Genomic DNA, 16564 nt, shown 5'->3' on the forward strand with positions numbered 1-16564 from the left:
GTTTTACATTGCCTCAGCTTTGACAAGGTTGTCGCTATCAGCAGTGGTGCTTTGTAGAATAAACACATTTAAAATTAGTGATAACTTGCCTCAAGGCGTAGTATATAAAAAAATATACTTTGTGACAATTAAGTAAGTTAAAACTACAATTCAACCTGCAAGCTAAACCATATTATATTTACGACGTGTTGTCATCCGTTATTTAGCGAAATCAATTATTAGTAATTACTTAATACATTAATAATGACCTTTTTATCATTTAGACGTACACTAACGAGTTCATATGACCTAGAAGCATTTAAATACTCAATCTCTTTTTTGCTCTGTTATTTTATAACACCTAATATTGTCAGCAATATTGATTTATAATCATTCAGTTACTCACTTGCTTTTACGCCCTTTAATTGGGTCTGAGTATGCTGTCTATTTTAGCTATTGCTAGTTATCGTTAATTATTGTGAGTCCACTAGATGCCTGAATCTTTAAATATTATCGGCCTTATTACCCAAGCGAGCCTGCTAGTACAAATCGTAATGGCCTTATTATTATTAGCCTCACTGCTTAGTTGGGTGGTTATCTTTCGGCTCAGCGCGCGTTTAGGTAGTGCCAAAAGCTTCGATGAGCAGTTTGAGACTTGGTTTTGGTCAGGTGAAGACTTAGCGAAGCTCTATCAAGGCGTACAAGGCTCACCTGATCGACAAGGTCTTGAACAGATTTTTTATGTTGGGTTCTCTGAATATCTAAGAATGCACAAAAAGCGCCAACCTAAAGACGATATTATCGACGGCGTTGAGCGTAAGCTGCGCGTTGGTCTTGGCCGTCAGCAGCAGTTGTTAGAGTCAGGTCTGACTACGCTGGCAAGTATAGGATCAGTCGCTCCTTATGTTGGTCTATTCGGTACGGTTTGGGGCATTATGAATGCTTTTTTGGGCTTATCACAAACCGATCAGGCCACCCTCGCCTCTGTCGCACCCGGTATCGCTGAGGCGCTAATCGCTACCGCTATGGGGCTATTTGCTGCTATTCCTGCTGTCTTAGCTTACAATCACTTCACGGCTAAGTCAGCACGGCTTTATGAGTCGCGCGCCTTGTTCTGCGATGAGATGACCGGCATGCTTCAGCGCGAAACCAGTATTGAAAACCCAACGGCTACCACTCAGGTTATGAAGAGCGCTCAAGGTGCTGGTCTATGAAGCCAAGTCCTTATAAGCGTCAAAAAGCCACGCTCAATAGCGAGATGAATGTCGTGCCTTATATCGACGTGATGCTGGTACTGTTAGTGATTTTTATGGTAACCGCGCCGATGCTGACAACTGGCGTAGAAGTAGACTTGCCCAAAGAGCAAGCGGCAAGCATGAGCCAAAACCAGCTGCCGATTATTGTCTCTTTGACCGATAGTGGTGAGATTTTTATGAGTTATGAGGATAATATAGATGTGCCCATCAGTGAGCCTGAGCTGATTAACACTCTATTCAATCTACAAACGCAAAGTAATAATGAAACAGGACAGCCATTACAAATTATGATCAATGCTGATCAAAACAATCAATACGGCGCTATCGTTTCGCTGATGGCAAACTTGCAACAAGCCGGTATTGAAAAAGTCGGACTACTGACAGGCCCACCTCTGCCTATGCCACAATAAAAAATGCTATCCATGCCCTTTAACTTAAATGCCCCCTCATACTTATGAATAATGCGCCCCTAGTCTATATCCCCACTCAGCCTGAAAGTGATGGGCTAACGATGCCTACGCTGCTAAGCTTGCTCGCGCACGGTATAGTGCTCGGTCTCCTGATCTACACCTATCAGCAGCCAAGTTTAGAGACGAGCGGCGCGATTGAGACAACGATGGTGTCGCCTGAGCAATTAGCTGAGATGCAGTCTCAAATATTGAGCAATCGCGCAGCTGCTGAAGCGGCTAGTCAAGCCAATAGTGCTTTATCAGCTGAAACCTTTGAGAGTGCTGCTAGCAATTCTTCTGCAGATCCCTCAGACTCTGCGCCATCAAGCTCACAAAGAGTGCCCGTATTTATGCGCTCTGATGACGCGGCTGATGAGCCTATACTCATGAGCGAAGATCAGCAACAGCGACTGGCTGAACAATCAGCAGATTATGAGCGCAATCTAGCGGAATGGAATGCTCAGTCCGAGGCATTAGCGAGCGAGCGGCTCGAGCAAGTCGAACAGCGTAAGCAAGAAGATAGTGAAGAAGAGCGCGAACGACTCAAAGAGTATCGTAATAAACAAAGAAACACGACAAACCCTAGAATCAATCGCCCTAGCAAATCTGATCGTAATATAGAGATAGAAACGGGGCTTCCGAGCAGCGCGGGCAAAACCTTTGATTTATCAGAAGGTCAATCAACGGCTGATAGCAGATCAGCTAATAATAATAGTAGCGCTTCACGTTCTACTGGTGATTTTAAAAAAAGCATAGCAGCTAAAATTCAGAGAAATTTAAAAGCGCCGCTTGAAACCCAAGGTATTACTGCTAAAGTGGCTTTAAGGTTAGATAATCAAGGTAACGTGTTATCCGCCGAAGCCACTGGCTCCAATAGCGCGGTTAATAATGCCGCAGAAAAAGCCGCTTTTGCCGCAAGCCCCTTACCAATTGATTTAGCCAACCCTGCCAGCTTCGCGGCTTTAAATATCAACGTTGTGGTTCAATAGATTAAGGTATACATGACTTTGGGCATATTTGAACATAGTGTTGAAGATGACTAAATTAGAGCCTTTTGACATTTGTCTCTCGCCGCCGATTATTTTAGAACTATTATTAACCTAGGGCACTAACCTATGAAATTATTACTTTTAAAGCTAACAACCCCAAAGCTAGCAGCCTTCTCAGCTCTAAACATAGCGTCAGCTTCGTTGTTGATAACGCCATTGATGTTTGCTCCTCTATATTCTGCTAATGCTGCGCCTATGGAGATCGATGTCACCGTCGTAGCGCCGAGACAACAAAACCAAGTCGCCTTTGTACCCTTTGCAGGTGACAGTGTTTTATCTTCTATTATTTTAAACGATTTGAGCCGAACTGAGTTAAAGGTCACCAGCCAGGGTCTGCCGCAGCAGCCGCGTAGTAGTAGTGAGCTTGCAGGTACTCTGCCAGTTTGGCAAAGTATGGGCATCCCCTACTTAGTCGTCGGTAGCACTCGCAGCAATCGCGGTCAAGTGACTACAGATTATGAGGTAATCGATGTCAAATCTGGTCGTATCATTCAAGGCAAACAAAGCCTAACTGCTAAGAATGATGCCCAAAGTATGCGCTATGCCGGTCATGTGATAGCAGATAAGATCTACGAGCTCATCACTGGTACGCCAGGTGATTTTTCGGGTCGTATCGCTTATATTGAGGAAACTGGAGCCGGTAAAAATAAAGTCTCACGCTTAAAGGTGATGGACGCTGATGGCGAGAATGCAAGAACGATGACAGAGGTACAAGGCTCTATCTTCTCGCCTGCTTGGTCTCCTGATGGTAACCGTATCGCTTATTCGGTGCAGCGCGAAAAGTCCTATCCAGTCATCTACATTCAAAATGTCAGTGGCGGCGGAGCAACGGCTATAGCCAATTATCAAGGCAGCAACTTAAGTCCTTCCTTCTCTCCTGATGGCAACAAGATTTTATTCTCTAGCAGCTTTGAGGGTAGCGCTGATATCTATCAGATAAATACTAATGGTGGTAATCTACGTAAGCTCATCAGCTGGCCAAGTAGCGAAGTACAGCCAAACTATGCGCCTGACGGCCAATCCTTCGTTTTTGTCTCTGATAAAGCGGGCTTTAATAGGCCGCAAATCTATCGTTATGAGTTTGGCTCAGGGCGCACCACTAAAGTATCCAATAGCAGCTATGCCACAAGCCCGCAGTTCAGTAGTGATGGTACGCAGATTGCCTTTTTGAACGGCAGCTCAGCAGCTGTTATGAATAGTAACGGCGGGGTAACTGCAAATTTGGGGAATACCGGTATTGATGAAGCGCCCAGCTTCTCACCTAATGGTAAACGCGTTGTGTATGCTTCAAGACAAGGTGGCAAAGGGGTCTTAACTATTAAGTCTTTAACTGGTGGTAACGCTATAAATGTACCTAGCAGTGGCACAGTGCGCTCGCCTGTTTGGTCAGCCAGTCCTAAATAGCGGATTAGCCTCAGTTCTGCAGTTTCATAGCACTTTAAATACAACAAAGCGCCTAATAAATCATTAGGCGCTTTTGGTTTCAGCTTACTGCAATTAGAGATTTCTGATAATAGAAAATATACTAAAAGCTTAAAAGGTGTTAATTAATTGATTAGACACTTACTCATCGCTTGGATCACCCGCTGGTGGCTTAGCATGTCTCAGCTGCGCGACATCTTCAGCAGTGACGGTATCGTTAAAACCATTTAAATCACTGACCACATACTGAGTCACTGCCGCCATTTGCTCATCGTTCATCATTCCATGAAATGACGGCATGCCCCGGAAACCATTAATCAAAATATCGATAATATAATATTTTGATTGCATCTTACTGTTATCAGCTAATGGAGGATAGTAGCCTGCACCGTAAGCTCCCTCGCCTTTGTGCATATGACAAGCAGCACAAGAATCATGATACAGATTTTTGCCATCCGTTGTCACAAAAGCATTTTTCCCCTCAAACTTTACCTCCCATTCAGCAATACTAGGGTCGTTTTCCATATCAGGGAGCGAGCTGTCATCGACGATATTGACAGCAGGTGCTGCCAGCTCTTCACGGCTCATGTAGACACCGCCCCAAGCCCCTGTGTTACGGCTCGCTTGATAGTCATTTGTCGTTATCGAGTCTTGCTCTTGTATACTAGCTACAGTCTCTACATCGTCTGACTGTTGGCTACAGCCTAAAAGTGCTGTACTGCCCATCGCACTCAGCAACATCACAGTCAGCAGCTTAGGTGTCATGTTTTTCATGATTAATTTTTTCACGATTGCATTGTCCATGATTGCCTCTGAATTTTTATAGTTGTTCACATTAACCTAGTCTTTAACCTAACAATTTTGCTTTTTTATGGAGACGCTTCGCTGCATCCATACCAGATAAAATAGCGCCTTCTTGCCATGCTGGGATATGTGAGCAATGCTCGCCTGTTAGTACAATACGGTTATCAATACTGCACAAGGTATCGTAATGTTGACGACGAGTCGATTCATTCCAAATACCATAGCACCCTAATGTCCACGGTATACGGTGCCAAACGACTGATGTCCCTGCTTTAAACTCTTCAGGATACTGGGGATGAATATATTTGCCGTAGGCTAACGCGACGTTGATACGCTCTTTTGGGGTTAAACTATTGAATTTATAAGAGGTTGGACCATAACCATAAGCTCCTAATAATACCCCAGGACCATCATTGAACATATCTTCTGAAGGATAGGCAATCTGCGCAATAGGCATATCAGTATAAGTGAGACCACCATAGATCCACTCATCCTCCTCCCAAAAGCGGCGATTAAACTCTAAACCAACCTTATAAGAAGTCTCATAAGGTACTGCCGCCATCGCTTGCTTCATTGGTTGTGAAACATTGATATCGATTTGAGTCAATACCGTAAGTGGTATGTTGCAGATGCACCAGTCCGCACGTACTGATTTAGTTGCACCATCAGGACTATTGCTGTCGACGTAATCTACCGTAACCCCAGTATCGTCTTGATTAATTTTAGTTACTTTAGCATTAAACTCGATCATCTCACGGCATTCACGAGTAAAGGCATCGCCGATCTTACCCATACCGCCAACCGGCTGAAACATAGTCGGTTGATGGGCGTAAGTCATATGGTTGCCATAAATATCTGCCCACATGCCTGAGTCTAATATCTCACTAATAGGTAAAGGCTTAGAGGGCTGCTCATCTGGCATCAAACCACCACCCGGAAAAACGCTATAACCGCGATGTTTACTAGTAGCATTGCTGGAACGGTAGCGATAGTCTTTATCAAGTACACCCCAACCCTTTAAGCCTTCAAGCAGCTTCTCTTTATCCTCTTTATTAACCGAACGGTCAAGGCCACCAACGTTCACTGACTTTGACAGCAACTCTGCTAAATTACCCTGAATATCGTTTTTTACATCACCCAAACGCTGCGGTACACCATTAAAGTGAGTGCTACGATGTAGATAAGCGCGATCATTGGTCTGAATAAAAGGCTGCATCTCAACGCCAAACTCTTTGCAATAATGAAAGACGGCATAGTGATGACTGGGCAAACGCCAAGGTCCACCATTGAAATAATTACCCTCTGCAAAATCACAAGTCACCTCTTCGCCGCCAAGCTCAGTATATTTATCACCACTATGCAGCGTCCAACTCCGGCCACCGCCGCGATTTTGATATTCGAGCACTTTGACATCATAACCGGCTTTGCGTAGCTCATAAGCTGCGGTTAGTCCACCAAGACCGGCGCCAAGGATGACGATACTAGCACCTGGAGGAGCGCCTTTAAGATCCACGGTTTCTTTGAAGCTAGACTCTGAGGCAAATCCTAAAGTAGTCATGGCTTGATACATAGCCGTGGCTCCAGCAGTCTTGCCGATCATTGAGAGCAGTTGTCGACGTGTTGGTGATTGAAGCATATCTTTCATGATGTTGTCCTTTTGGTATGACGGTCATACTACCTAATATCTGATTGATGCTATTTCTCTATGAGCTCAATGATCTCGAAGTTGTGAGTGTGGATGAGAGATCAAATGAGTTTATCTAAATCAGTTATTATTACTTGGTCATTTACCCTATTATTGTTTTAAATACGATGTTTTTGGTTTGCATATCGCTAGTATTACTCTGAGTAGTCTTGCGATAATTCATACGCTAACTATTGCTAAGCTTAGTCATAACTTGTCCTAAGCGGCTCAATAAAACCCATTATTGAGCATAAAAGTCCATCTTAGCTATTACGTCTTGGGCGTATAATGGCTCGAATAATAAAGAATATAATCACGATAGCAACGATGATACCAAGAGCGGCCAACCAACCGGCATATTTTATTAAAAAGGGCTGCGCAGGTTCAGCTGTTATCACTTGATCAACATCATCCGCAGTCAAATTACTGCTAGGCAAGCTACCAAATTTAACTCTGACATAGTTGGCAATATTAGCAATCTGCTCGCTACTCAGCTCTTCTTCAAATCCTGGCATCTTAGGCGTGGTATCGGTCGCGCCTTCTGCGCCGTGAACGATGACATTGATTAAAGCATTAGGATTATCACTGCGGATGCTGCTTAGACCTACGATAGGTGCGTAGCGGGCATCAGGCTGGGCATAACCGTTAACGCCATGACAGCTTGCACATTCTGCTAAATATAACGCTTCAGGAGAGTTACTACCGCCAGTGACTTGCGCTTTAGCTTGGGTAAGATAATCATCCTGAGCTAGCAGATCATGAGTAATAGACTCATTGATTGGGCTTGGCAAACGCGAGGCGTCTACCGGGCTCACTTTATCTTCAGTTTGTACGACAGGTACTACTTTTAGATAAGAAGCAATAGCCCCTAAATCTTCATCTTTCAAATAACGAGTACTGTGGGCCACCGCTTCCGCCATGGGCCCGCCAGCATAAGCGCGTTGATCAAGCTGGCCAGTGCGCAGATAGGTGACGATATCTTCTTCACTCCAGCTACCGATACCGCTCGACTCATCAGGGGTAATGTTAGGCGCATACCAGTTGCCAAGCTCGGCCCCTGATAAGTATTTGTCTTTATCAAAACCCATGGTACTGTTACGCGGCGTATGACAAGTACCGCAATGGCCAAGGTTATTCACTAAATATTCGCCGCGCTGCTGAGTTGCGCTTAGACCTTCGCGATTTTCAGTAGAAGGTACGTTGAGCACATTCCAGCCTAGCATTAAGAAGCGAAAGTTAAAGGGAAATGGCAAACTGGTCTTATAATCAGGAGCTTCGTCATAAGCCGGTACCGTTTGTAGATAAGCAAACAAGGCGCTGATGTCTTCATCAGTCATGCCGCTATAAGAGGGATATGGCATAGCGGGATAAATCATATGATTAGGCGCCCGCCCTTTCTTCAGCGCATTTTTCAGATCTTTTTCAGTATATTTACCGATGCCGTATTGTTTGGAGGGAGTAATATTTGTTGAATAAATATCGCCCATAGGCGTTTCGATAGCATTACCGCCGGTGTAGTCATCGCCATGACAGGCCATGCAGTCAGCAGCGCGAGCAATATAAGCACCGCGATTGACAAGATCACTGTTGGCAGGGCTAACATTAGGTAGGCTTGCAGCATCAGGTAGACTTGCAGCTTCTGCTAATGCAGCAGTAGAGGTGAGACCGATAGCAAACATCGATAGCATCAGATAAAGTGGCTTCATAATATCCTCGTATAGCTAGCAGCTTGATTTTTAATTTGTTGTTTTGCGTTGACTGGGTTGCACAGTGTTCTTAACTTCTTAACTAACATAGTACTTTTAACAATACTCTTAACTTAGTGTTCTGAAAAGCTATAACACCTTTATACTGAATACTGCGCCCTATCAACGTCATTTAATATCTTATTAAGTCAACTTTATATTATTTCTAAAGTATTGCTAGTTTATTAACGTATTCCTTCAAATACTTTACAAAAATTAGACTAGTTTATATGGTTCACCTCTGTACAAACGTTTTGTTTTAATAGCTAACAACTCGCGGCTGCTCGCATCAGGTATACTTCAACTATCCATTTTTTATGTACGTTAAGAGACTTATTATTTTGAAAACAATATTTAAAATTCCTGTTATACGCGCGCTTATCCTCAGCGCTGTCATTATGTCTGCAACGCTGCAAAGCGGTTGTCAGTCTATGCAGTTTGGTGCTAGCCCTATTCCTGTTATCTCTTATAACGTTTATGCTCAGCCGTAATACTCGTCTAGAAAGTCAGACTATAATCTCATCCCACCACTCAAAACGAGTCTCAATAAGTAAAAACGCATAAAAAAAGGCAAGTATCTAGATGATATCTGCCCTTTTGCACGGCTAGCTACTTAGTGGTTTTTTATAAACTATCAATCGTTTATTGGCTGATGCTTGATAATCGTCTTGGCTAAATGATTACCAAACCATATCGCAGTATCTATATCGCCTTTGCCAGGAGTTTCCTCTGGCGGCCCATCAGCAGATTGCGTCATTAAGCCCAAATAGCTCGATAGCCGGTTTAGATCATTCTCACCGTGTCCCGTTGGCATAAGTGGCAAACCAATCCAATTCATCCCGTGCTGCATACAATACAGATTGATTTGTTGTAGTACCGCGAGCTTATCGCCGCTCAGCCCCCCTGAGTTCGCAAAGGCTGCCGCCCACTTGCCTTCCCACTTGCGATGGAACCAACGCTTTGAGGTCTCCTCCATAAAGATCTTAAGTCCCGCCGTTAAGCTGCCCATATATACCGCACTGCCAAGCACAATCAGATCGGCTTGATCCAAAAAATCCCAATCGACCTCATGGACATCGATAGCTTTTACTTGTGTATCTGCCAACTGCTGACGAGCGCCTGTAGCGATAGCTTCTGCAACACGTTTGGTATGGCCATAATTACTGTGATAAACAACAGCTATGGATAAGTTAGAGGTTCTATCAAGATGATTTGCCGTCGCGGCTATAGATGTGGTCATACGAGCTCGAATAATGAATTGGTTTATGGAATAAGTGGCAATTAGTAGCCGCGGACAATAATTAAAGCCATGCGCCCAGTAGCTGGCTGTTGTAAATGGGTCTGCCGGCGATAAGAGTAATAATGAATATCTTCATAGCTACAATCAATAGCGGCATCATTCGCTATTTGTACCCCTGAATACTCTAGTTGTGCGGCAGCTAACTTCGGTAAGTTGAGCTTAATTTTATCGATAGAGTTTTTATCTGTGCTTAGGGTAGCGCGATTTGATAATTTAGCAATACGCTTATGTAAATCACTACTATTGATTCTATTATCAAGATGACTGTCATCGCTCATCTCTGCTTCCGTCAAAGTGGAGCTACTAAAAAAAGAGGCAAAATTATTGAGAGTTCTCGAGTCTAGTAACTGATTATCAGTGCAGCCAGCTAATAATTTTGCTAACACTTGGCGACCTACTTCATAATTGGCTTGGCTAATACAAGCCCCTATCCAAGCTATGATAGGTGCACTGCTATCGAAACGCTCAGTAGTCGCTTTGATAATTCCGTACGCTAAACCTTGCCAGCCAGCGTGAATCGCTGCAATCTGCTTAGTCGCCGGCTGGTACAATACAATAGGCACGCAATCTGCAGTCATAATCGCTAAAGCCGTACCAGCTTGCCGGCTAATCATCGCGTCAGCATCTACTGGGCGCATGCTCAGCTTGACGTTATGAAGTGCATCATCAGCGCTGTTATCAATATCATAAACCTGCTTGCCATGCACTTGATTGACCCAGTGTAAGCTATCAATTATTGGTGGTTGCGCGCTTGAGTGATGCACGCTTAGTTGCTTATTGATTGTACCTAATAAGCGCATACGGTTCATCAATACGGCCAGACTAGCGTCATTGACATGTAAGCCTAGATTAAACTCCCCGTAGCTTGCCTGGGCTTTTTGCAATTGCTCGCTTTTGGCCGCGAGCAGGTCATTATCATCAGCAGTCTTTGCAAGCGCTGTTGTCTGAAAAACATAAACGCCTTCGCGCTGAGCGATTAATCGCACTGGGGGCTTGCCTAAAGCGGTTGTCTTGTCTGTCATATTCTACGCTTCATATAGATTTAAATTGGCTTAACAAGCTGTCTTAAAAGCTTAGCTTACCAACGGTTATTCTGAATCATAATCATCGCTCAACACCGCTATAAGCTGCTGCATATCTTCTGGGATCGGCACGGTGACCTCGATGTCCTCACCAGTAAACGGATGCACAAACCCTAAAGCGTAAGCATGCAAAGCTTGACGCGGAAAACTACCGATAGTTTGGCGCTGCTCCTCGCTTAAGCCAGCACGCAACTGACGACGACCGCCATAGACCCGATCACCAACGATAGGATGGCTGATATGACTCAAGTGCACTCGGATTTGATGCGTGCGTCCGGTCTCAAGCGCGACATCTAATAAACAGTAGTTTTCATTCAAAGGGGTGATCTTCAATAGATGGGTGACTGCTTCGCGTCCAGCAGTCATAACCGTCATTTTGGTGCGCTGATTGCGGTGGCGACCGATAGGCGCATCGATCCTTTGATGCCGTCTCAAACTGGCCTGATCCCCGGCCACCACACACTGATAATGACGATATACACTCTTATCTTTAAGTTGCTCCATCAGCGCCATTTGCGCCGGTTTCGTTTTACCGATCAATAGCAGTCCTGAGGTGTCTTTATCAATACGATGCACCAAACCTGCGCGCGGCAAATGGTGCTGCTGCGGATAGTGATATAATAGCGCATTAACCAGCGTGCCTGTTTGATTGCCGGCGCCAGGATGCACCACCATGCCAACTGGCTTATTGATGACGAGTACCGCTTCATCCTCATAGACGACTTCGATAGCGATATTTTCTGGCTGATCTTCACTATGCTGCTGTAGCGTCGTGGATAAATGTAAAACGTCAGCATCCTTTACCCGATATTTGGGTCTTTCTACATTGCCATTGCACAGCAAACTACCGTCAGTGATCCATCCTTGAAGCTGCCCGCGCGAGAAATCAGTAAAGACTTGTGAGGCGAGCTTATCGATGCGTAGGCCTGACTCTTTCTCAGTCACTGTATGCGTTACATCAATGACTTCTAATACGCGTTGACCCGCTAGCTGAGAGCCTTGCTGCTCATCGCCCGATTCTTCATCGTCTTCTATCTCTTCATCAATAAGACCATCATCAGCAAGAGAGTCATCTTCAAAGTCTGCTAACACTGTTTCATTTTCGATCAGGTCATCATCAGCATTTAGGGTTGTATTTGTGGCATTATCATTCATAGCATATTCAGTCGTCGTAAAGTCACCATAGTGCACTTTATAGAAATGTAGATAATTATTTGATAATTAAAATCACTAACTATCAAAATAAAATACCCGTTAATTAATGCTATATTGTAGCATGGCAAACGCTCAGACCCTACAGCGTCATTAAGTTATCTGTTATTAGGGCGGTTAAGTAGTTCACATGCATTTATTGCCTAGTTAGAACGCTCTCTATAAATCTGGCTACCAAAGTCTGCCCAAAATAGACGCGCTCATATCTCTGGAATATAACATCGTAGTAACTTCCTGTATATTTACCCCCAGTTGCTCTTTTCATTATCGCTCATTGATGCCGCTCATGCTAAACTGTTGCCGTAGCGGTTTTGGGCTTTATTTACCTTCATTCAGTAGCGCTTATTTAACTTAGGCTTAATGATATAATTGATAACCGTCTTACTCTAGTTTATTTGGGTTCGGCTATATATTCAGTTGAGTATACTAAGCTAGGCACAATGTTAGGTGTTGGAAATTATGTTAGGTAAAATCGCTAAGCTTGCGAAAATAAACTGTGAAAAAATAGACGAAGCTTGCATTATTCTATAAAGTAGGCAGAACTTTTGCTAGTAGCCTATCGATTGGTGCTACTACTGACTTTTATCATTAACCTGTTATGTTGCATAGTAGCGTCGCTGCTATTATGCCTTTTGTGCGGAGAGAAGTATGCGCCCTGTAGGCAACACGTTTATCAAACTATCTTCAATAACCTTGCTTACCTTAAGTGTAAGCTTGGCCGGCTGCCAGACTTTCAAAAACCTAACAGGCGATGATGTAGATGCCGTCGAAACGGCTGAAAAGTCTGAACAAGCTTATTATAACGATGCCATTGCACAAATCGACAAAGGCCGTTATAACCAAGCCATCGATGACTTGAATAACTTGCGTACTTTTTATCCTACTGGGCCTTACGCAGAGCAAGCACTGCTTGATGTGATGTACGCTCAGTACGCTAATGGTAGCTATGAGCTCGCTGCCGCCAGCGCCGAACAGTTCATTCGTCTTTATCCTTCTAATCCGCAAGTCAGTTACGCCTATTACGTACGCGGAGTAGCTAATATGGAAGGCTCATCTGATGGCTTAAAAATCTTCAAAGTCAATCAAGCGGAGCGTGATACGGCTTATTTACGTCTTGCCTTTGCCAACTTCCAAGAGCTGGTCAATAAGTACCCTAATAGCCCTTATTCTCCTGACGCCGCTCAACGTATGACCTTTATCTACAATCAGTTTGCACAAAGCGAGCTGACGGCGGCTAACTGGTATATCGAGCGCGAAGCTTATGTCGCTGCCGTCAACCGTGCCAAATGGGTCGTACAGTATTACCCGCTGAGTGAGTCCGTTCCTGAAGCGCTAGCTATCTTAACTTACGCGCATCAAAAGCTTGGTATTACTGATCTTGCGCAAGAGTACCAAACGCTACTACAGATCAACTATCCAAGCTGGTTAACTAATGATGGCCGGGTTAAAATCAATACCAAACGTGATAGCTCTTGGATAAATAAGCTGACCTTTGGCAAGCTTGGTCGTTCCGGTATTAGCGAGTCGTCTATAGCAACGGACCAATATACTGGCGCGACCAAAGAGCAGATCGTTCGTAGTGCCACTCAGCTACGCTTGCCAAGCGACAATGCAGCAGCAACTAGCGATGCCAATGCCTCTATAAGTAACCTTGCTACAGGCGGAAATCGCGGTGTCAATATCGGTCTAGGTCTGCCTGAAAATGAAAGCGAGCGCATCACCGACCAAGCGAGCACCGGCTCTACTGCCAGATCCGCTATTGTCAATCCGCAAACCACTAACCCTGTGCGCCGCTCTACGCTACCTGATGATAATACTAGCGAGCGTATTCAGCTCACGCCAGCAGATACTGATGTCGTTGAAGAAGACGCTGAATAGTCTGCTGACTAATATTGTATTAAATTATGACGTAAGTGGATAAATATAAGGTCAACGCTATCGTTGGCCTTATTTATTTTGAGCTAATATTAGCGAGCTTCATTATGAAATATGGGTAAAGTTATCCCTAAATATTTCATCAAAACCAACTGCTGAGCATAATCTCGCTCGGACTCTGTGCTAAAATAATTATCCTTATGAGTATTCCTAACCATATTCTCGAGCAATTAAATAGCCAAGCTGACTTGATCAGCATTATTGGTCGGCATACTACGCTCAAACGGGCGGGCTCTGAGTACAAAGGCTGCTGCCCTTTTCATGGTGAAAAATCGCCTTCCTTCTACGTCAATCCACAAAAAAACATCTATCACTGCTTTGGTTGTAGCGTCGGCGGCAATGCGATTAGTTTTTTGCGCGATTATGAAAACCTCACCTTTATGGAGGCAGTGAACGAGCTGTCTAAGCAGACGGGCATCGAAGTCCCAAAAGACGAGCAAAAAAACGTCAGCTACCAGCGCATTAAGCCTAAGCCCATTGCTCAACCCTCGTCTCATAAAGCGGTAGAAAATATATCTGCGCCGGTTCAGCAAACTTCTGATATTGCACCTGACTATCATAGCGATTACGCGTTCTATGATAACCGTGAAAATAGTGATTATTCTGATAGCTATACTAGCGACATGTCCGCAGCTATAGCTTACCCTACAGATTATAACCCTATCGATGATCAACAGCCGCCTGATTGGCTTATGGCTGATGATTATTCGGTGACGCTTGTAGATAATAGCGTCAATGAACAAGACGGTAACTTATATGAGCTGTTGACTCAGATTCAGCAGTTTTATCAGCGTAATTTGCGCACGCATCCGCACGCCAAGCATTACTTTAGCGCCCGCGGTATCACTGAGCAGAGTGTTGAGGATTTTGGCTTAGGCTACGCGCCTTTTGGCTGGCAGCATCTTGAACATGAATTTCCACAAGACATAGCAGGGCTAAAGGCTTTAGGACTGGTGCGCCAGTCGGAGTCAGGTCGTGATTATAATCTATTGCGTGATCGCGTCATCTTCCCGATTCGTGACAATCAAGGGCGGACGATTGGTTTTGGTGGTCGCGCTCTCGATGATGAGGTCAAGCCTAAGTATATTAATTCCTCAGATTCGCCAGTCTTTCATAAGCAGCATGTGCTCTATGGTTATTATGAGTCGCGCCAGCAGCGGGCTAATGATTGGCTCGTCGTTGAAGGCTATATGGATGTCATCGCGCTATATCAAGCGGGCATTTATGGCGCGGTGGCCTCTATGGGTACGGCGATCAACGAGAGTCAAATATCGAGACTTTTGACCTTAAATCCGACACTCACCTTAAGCTTCGATGGCGATAGCGCCGGACAAAAAGCCGCTTGGCGTACGCTCGAGGTGGCGCTACCGGTACTCGCCGATGACAAAGAGCTTAGGTTTTTGACCTTGCCGAATAACCATGATCCCGACACCTTTATTAAAGCTCATGGCAATGAAGCTATGCGCGAGCAAATCAAAAACGCCATGCCGCTGTCGCAATATATCTTTGCTTACTTAAGCGAGCGTTATGACATGAGCTTAGCAGAAGGCAAAGCGAAGCTCATGTCGCAAGTGCGAACACTGACGGCATCCTTGCCAAAAGGCAGTAGCTTTCGCTATTTGCTTAACAACGATATCTATCAAAAATTGGGAGGCAAACGCAGTCAAAACAGCGAAGCTAAGGATGCCCTGTTAGACTTTGATGGCGATATGACCATCAGCCAACAGCTGCAACTGTGTTTTTTATTCCAGCCTCTAGCCTTGAGTGAAGATCCTATTGAGATGATTTGGCAGCAAGCAGGGCTCAATAGCTTACACTTGCCTGCCCACATTCAGCAAAAAGCTTCGAATGACGCCATGCGAGCTTTGGTTTGGGAGGATTTGCAAGATGCCCCTCTCATAGATGTGGTTAGTACGATTAAGCGCTGTATGAATTATTTGCCAAAAGATGCCAACGCTGCGGCGCATTTTATATTATCCAATCTTGCAGCTAGCACTCAAGAGTCACTAAGCCGCAGCTGGGGTCCTTTTTATAAAACCTTAAATACCAGAAACATTTTGAGCTTGGACGCGCTGATTGAGACTCTAGTCATGCAACTACTGCAGCTACATATGCAAAAAAAGACCCAAGAGCTGATAAAAAACCCCAATCATGTCAAATTAGCCATCGTCAGAAAACAAACCCAGCACCTCAATGATTGGATGCGGGCGCAGCAGGCCGAACAATCCGCGCAAATGATCGGCAGCTGAGTAGATTTCTGCGACTTGCCTATCGCTATAGATTAGCTAGGACGGGTTTAATTTACTTTTTATCTTAGCGAAGCCCTTTAAAACCCTAGAGGCTGACCCCATCATCTATGATAATGCTCAACAAGCTTTCAAGATCAGCGGTTAAAAAACTATAGATTCTAGCGTCTGCGCTGATTAGCCGTATTCTGTTTTCATAGGTCTGTGTTAAACTACGCCGTTATCAGCTTGATTTGAGCGATTTGAACCAATTTTTTATTATTTTGTTTTTGCTATTTTTATTTATAGTTTATTTACAGTATTGATGTTTTTGAGCCCTTATTCATATCAACTCATTGTCATAACAGATGACGATTAATCGCTAAGCTCACTGGTCAATCCAAGCGTTTAGCCTTTATATT

At 44.3% G+C, this 16564-nt stretch carries 12 protein-coding genes; 6 read left to right on the plus strand and 6 right to left on the minus strand.

Features of this window, described 5'->3' with window-relative positions:
- Positions 1 to 470: 470 nt before the first annotated feature.
- From tolQ to ACS8E3_RS02565, 4 genes are all read left to right on the plus strand, one after another.
- A complete protein-coding gene (gene tolQ, locus ACS8E3_RS02550) occupies positions 471 to 1193 on the plus strand; it encodes a protein TolQ (protein ID WP_439240914.1) in 723 nt (240 codons plus the stop codon).
- The gene (gene tolR, locus ACS8E3_RS02555) at positions 1190 to 1645 is read left to right on the plus strand and encodes a protein TolR (RefSeq protein WP_439240916.1); all 456 of its coding nucleotides are present in this window, start codon (positions 1190 to 1192) and stop codon (positions 1643 to 1645) included. Before tolQ ends, tolR begins: the two co-directional genes overlap by 4 nt.
- 44 nt (positions 1646 to 1689) lie before the next feature.
- A complete protein-coding gene (locus tag ACS8E3_RS02560; protein ID WP_439240918.1) occupies positions 1690 to 2673 on the plus strand; it encodes a cell envelope integrity TolA family protein in 984 nt (327 codons plus the stop codon).
- A 126-nt stretch (positions 2674 to 2799) separates the two neighbouring features.
- Positions 2800 to 4137 carry a translocation protein TolB gene (locus tag ACS8E3_RS02565; protein WP_439240920.1) on the plus strand — a complete coding sequence of 446 codons (1338 nt, stop codon included), beginning with the start codon at positions 2800 to 2802 and terminating at the stop codon, positions 4135 to 4137.
- A gap of 159 nt (positions 4138 to 4296) precedes the next feature.
- Here ACS8E3_RS02565 and ACS8E3_RS02570 read toward each other — a convergent pair whose 3' ends face one another.
- From ACS8E3_RS02570 to ACS8E3_RS02595, 6 genes are all read right to left on the minus strand, one after another.
- The gene (locus tag ACS8E3_RS02570) at positions 4297 to 4929 is read right to left on the minus strand and encodes a c-type cytochrome (protein ID WP_439241333.1); all 633 of its coding nucleotides are present in this window, start codon (positions 4927 to 4929) and stop codon (positions 4297 to 4299) included.
- Between the two features lie 73 nt (positions 4930 to 5002).
- Positions 5003 to 6604: a flavin monoamine oxidase family protein gene (locus ACS8E3_RS02575; protein ID WP_439240922.1), complete on the minus strand. Its 1602-nt coding sequence runs from the start codon at positions 6602 to 6604 to the stop codon at positions 5003 to 5005.
- A 302-nt stretch (positions 6605 to 6906) separates the two neighbouring features.
- Entirely contained in the window at positions 6907 to 8349 is a 1443-nt protein-coding gene (locus ACS8E3_RS02580) for a cytochrome c (protein WP_439240924.1), read from the minus strand.
- A gap of 673 nt (positions 8350 to 9022) precedes the next feature.
- Positions 9023 to 9628, minus strand: coding sequence for a flavodoxin family protein (locus ACS8E3_RS02585; RefSeq protein WP_439240926.1), 606 nt, complete (start codon positions 9626 to 9628; stop codon positions 9023 to 9025).
- 41 nt (positions 9629 to 9669) lie between these two features.
- Positions 9670 to 10710 carry a polyphenol oxidase family protein gene (locus ACS8E3_RS02590; protein WP_439240928.1) on the minus strand — a complete coding sequence of 347 codons (1041 nt, stop codon included), beginning with the start codon at positions 10708 to 10710 and terminating at the stop codon, positions 9670 to 9672.
- A gap of 66 nt (positions 10711 to 10776) precedes the next feature.
- On the minus strand, positions 10777 to 11925 hold the full coding sequence (locus ACS8E3_RS02595) for an RluA family pseudouridine synthase (RefSeq protein ID WP_439240930.1): 1149 nt from the start codon (positions 11923 to 11925) through the stop codon (positions 10777 to 10779).
- A 705-nt stretch (positions 11926 to 12630) separates the two neighbouring features.
- On the opposite strand from ACS8E3_RS02595, the gene ACS8E3_RS02600 reads away from it, so the two are divergent.
- Together ACS8E3_RS02600 and ACS8E3_RS02605 are read left to right on the plus strand one after the other, a co-directional pair.
- On the plus strand, positions 12631 to 13860 hold the full coding sequence (locus ACS8E3_RS02600; RefSeq protein WP_439240932.1) for an outer membrane protein assembly factor BamD: 1230 nt from the start codon (positions 12631 to 12633) through the stop codon (positions 13858 to 13860).
- A gap of 197 nt (positions 13861 to 14057) precedes the next feature.
- Positions 14058 to 16166: a DNA primase gene (locus ACS8E3_RS02605; protein WP_439240934.1), complete on the plus strand. Its 2109-nt coding sequence runs from the start codon at positions 14058 to 14060 to the stop codon at positions 16164 to 16166.
- Positions 16167 to 16564 lie beyond the last annotated feature (398 nt).

It is taken from the genome of Psychrobacter sp. 2Y5, from assembly GCF_051847375.1.
GTDB lineage: Bacteria > Pseudomonadota > Gammaproteobacteria > Pseudomonadales > Moraxellaceae > Psychrobacter.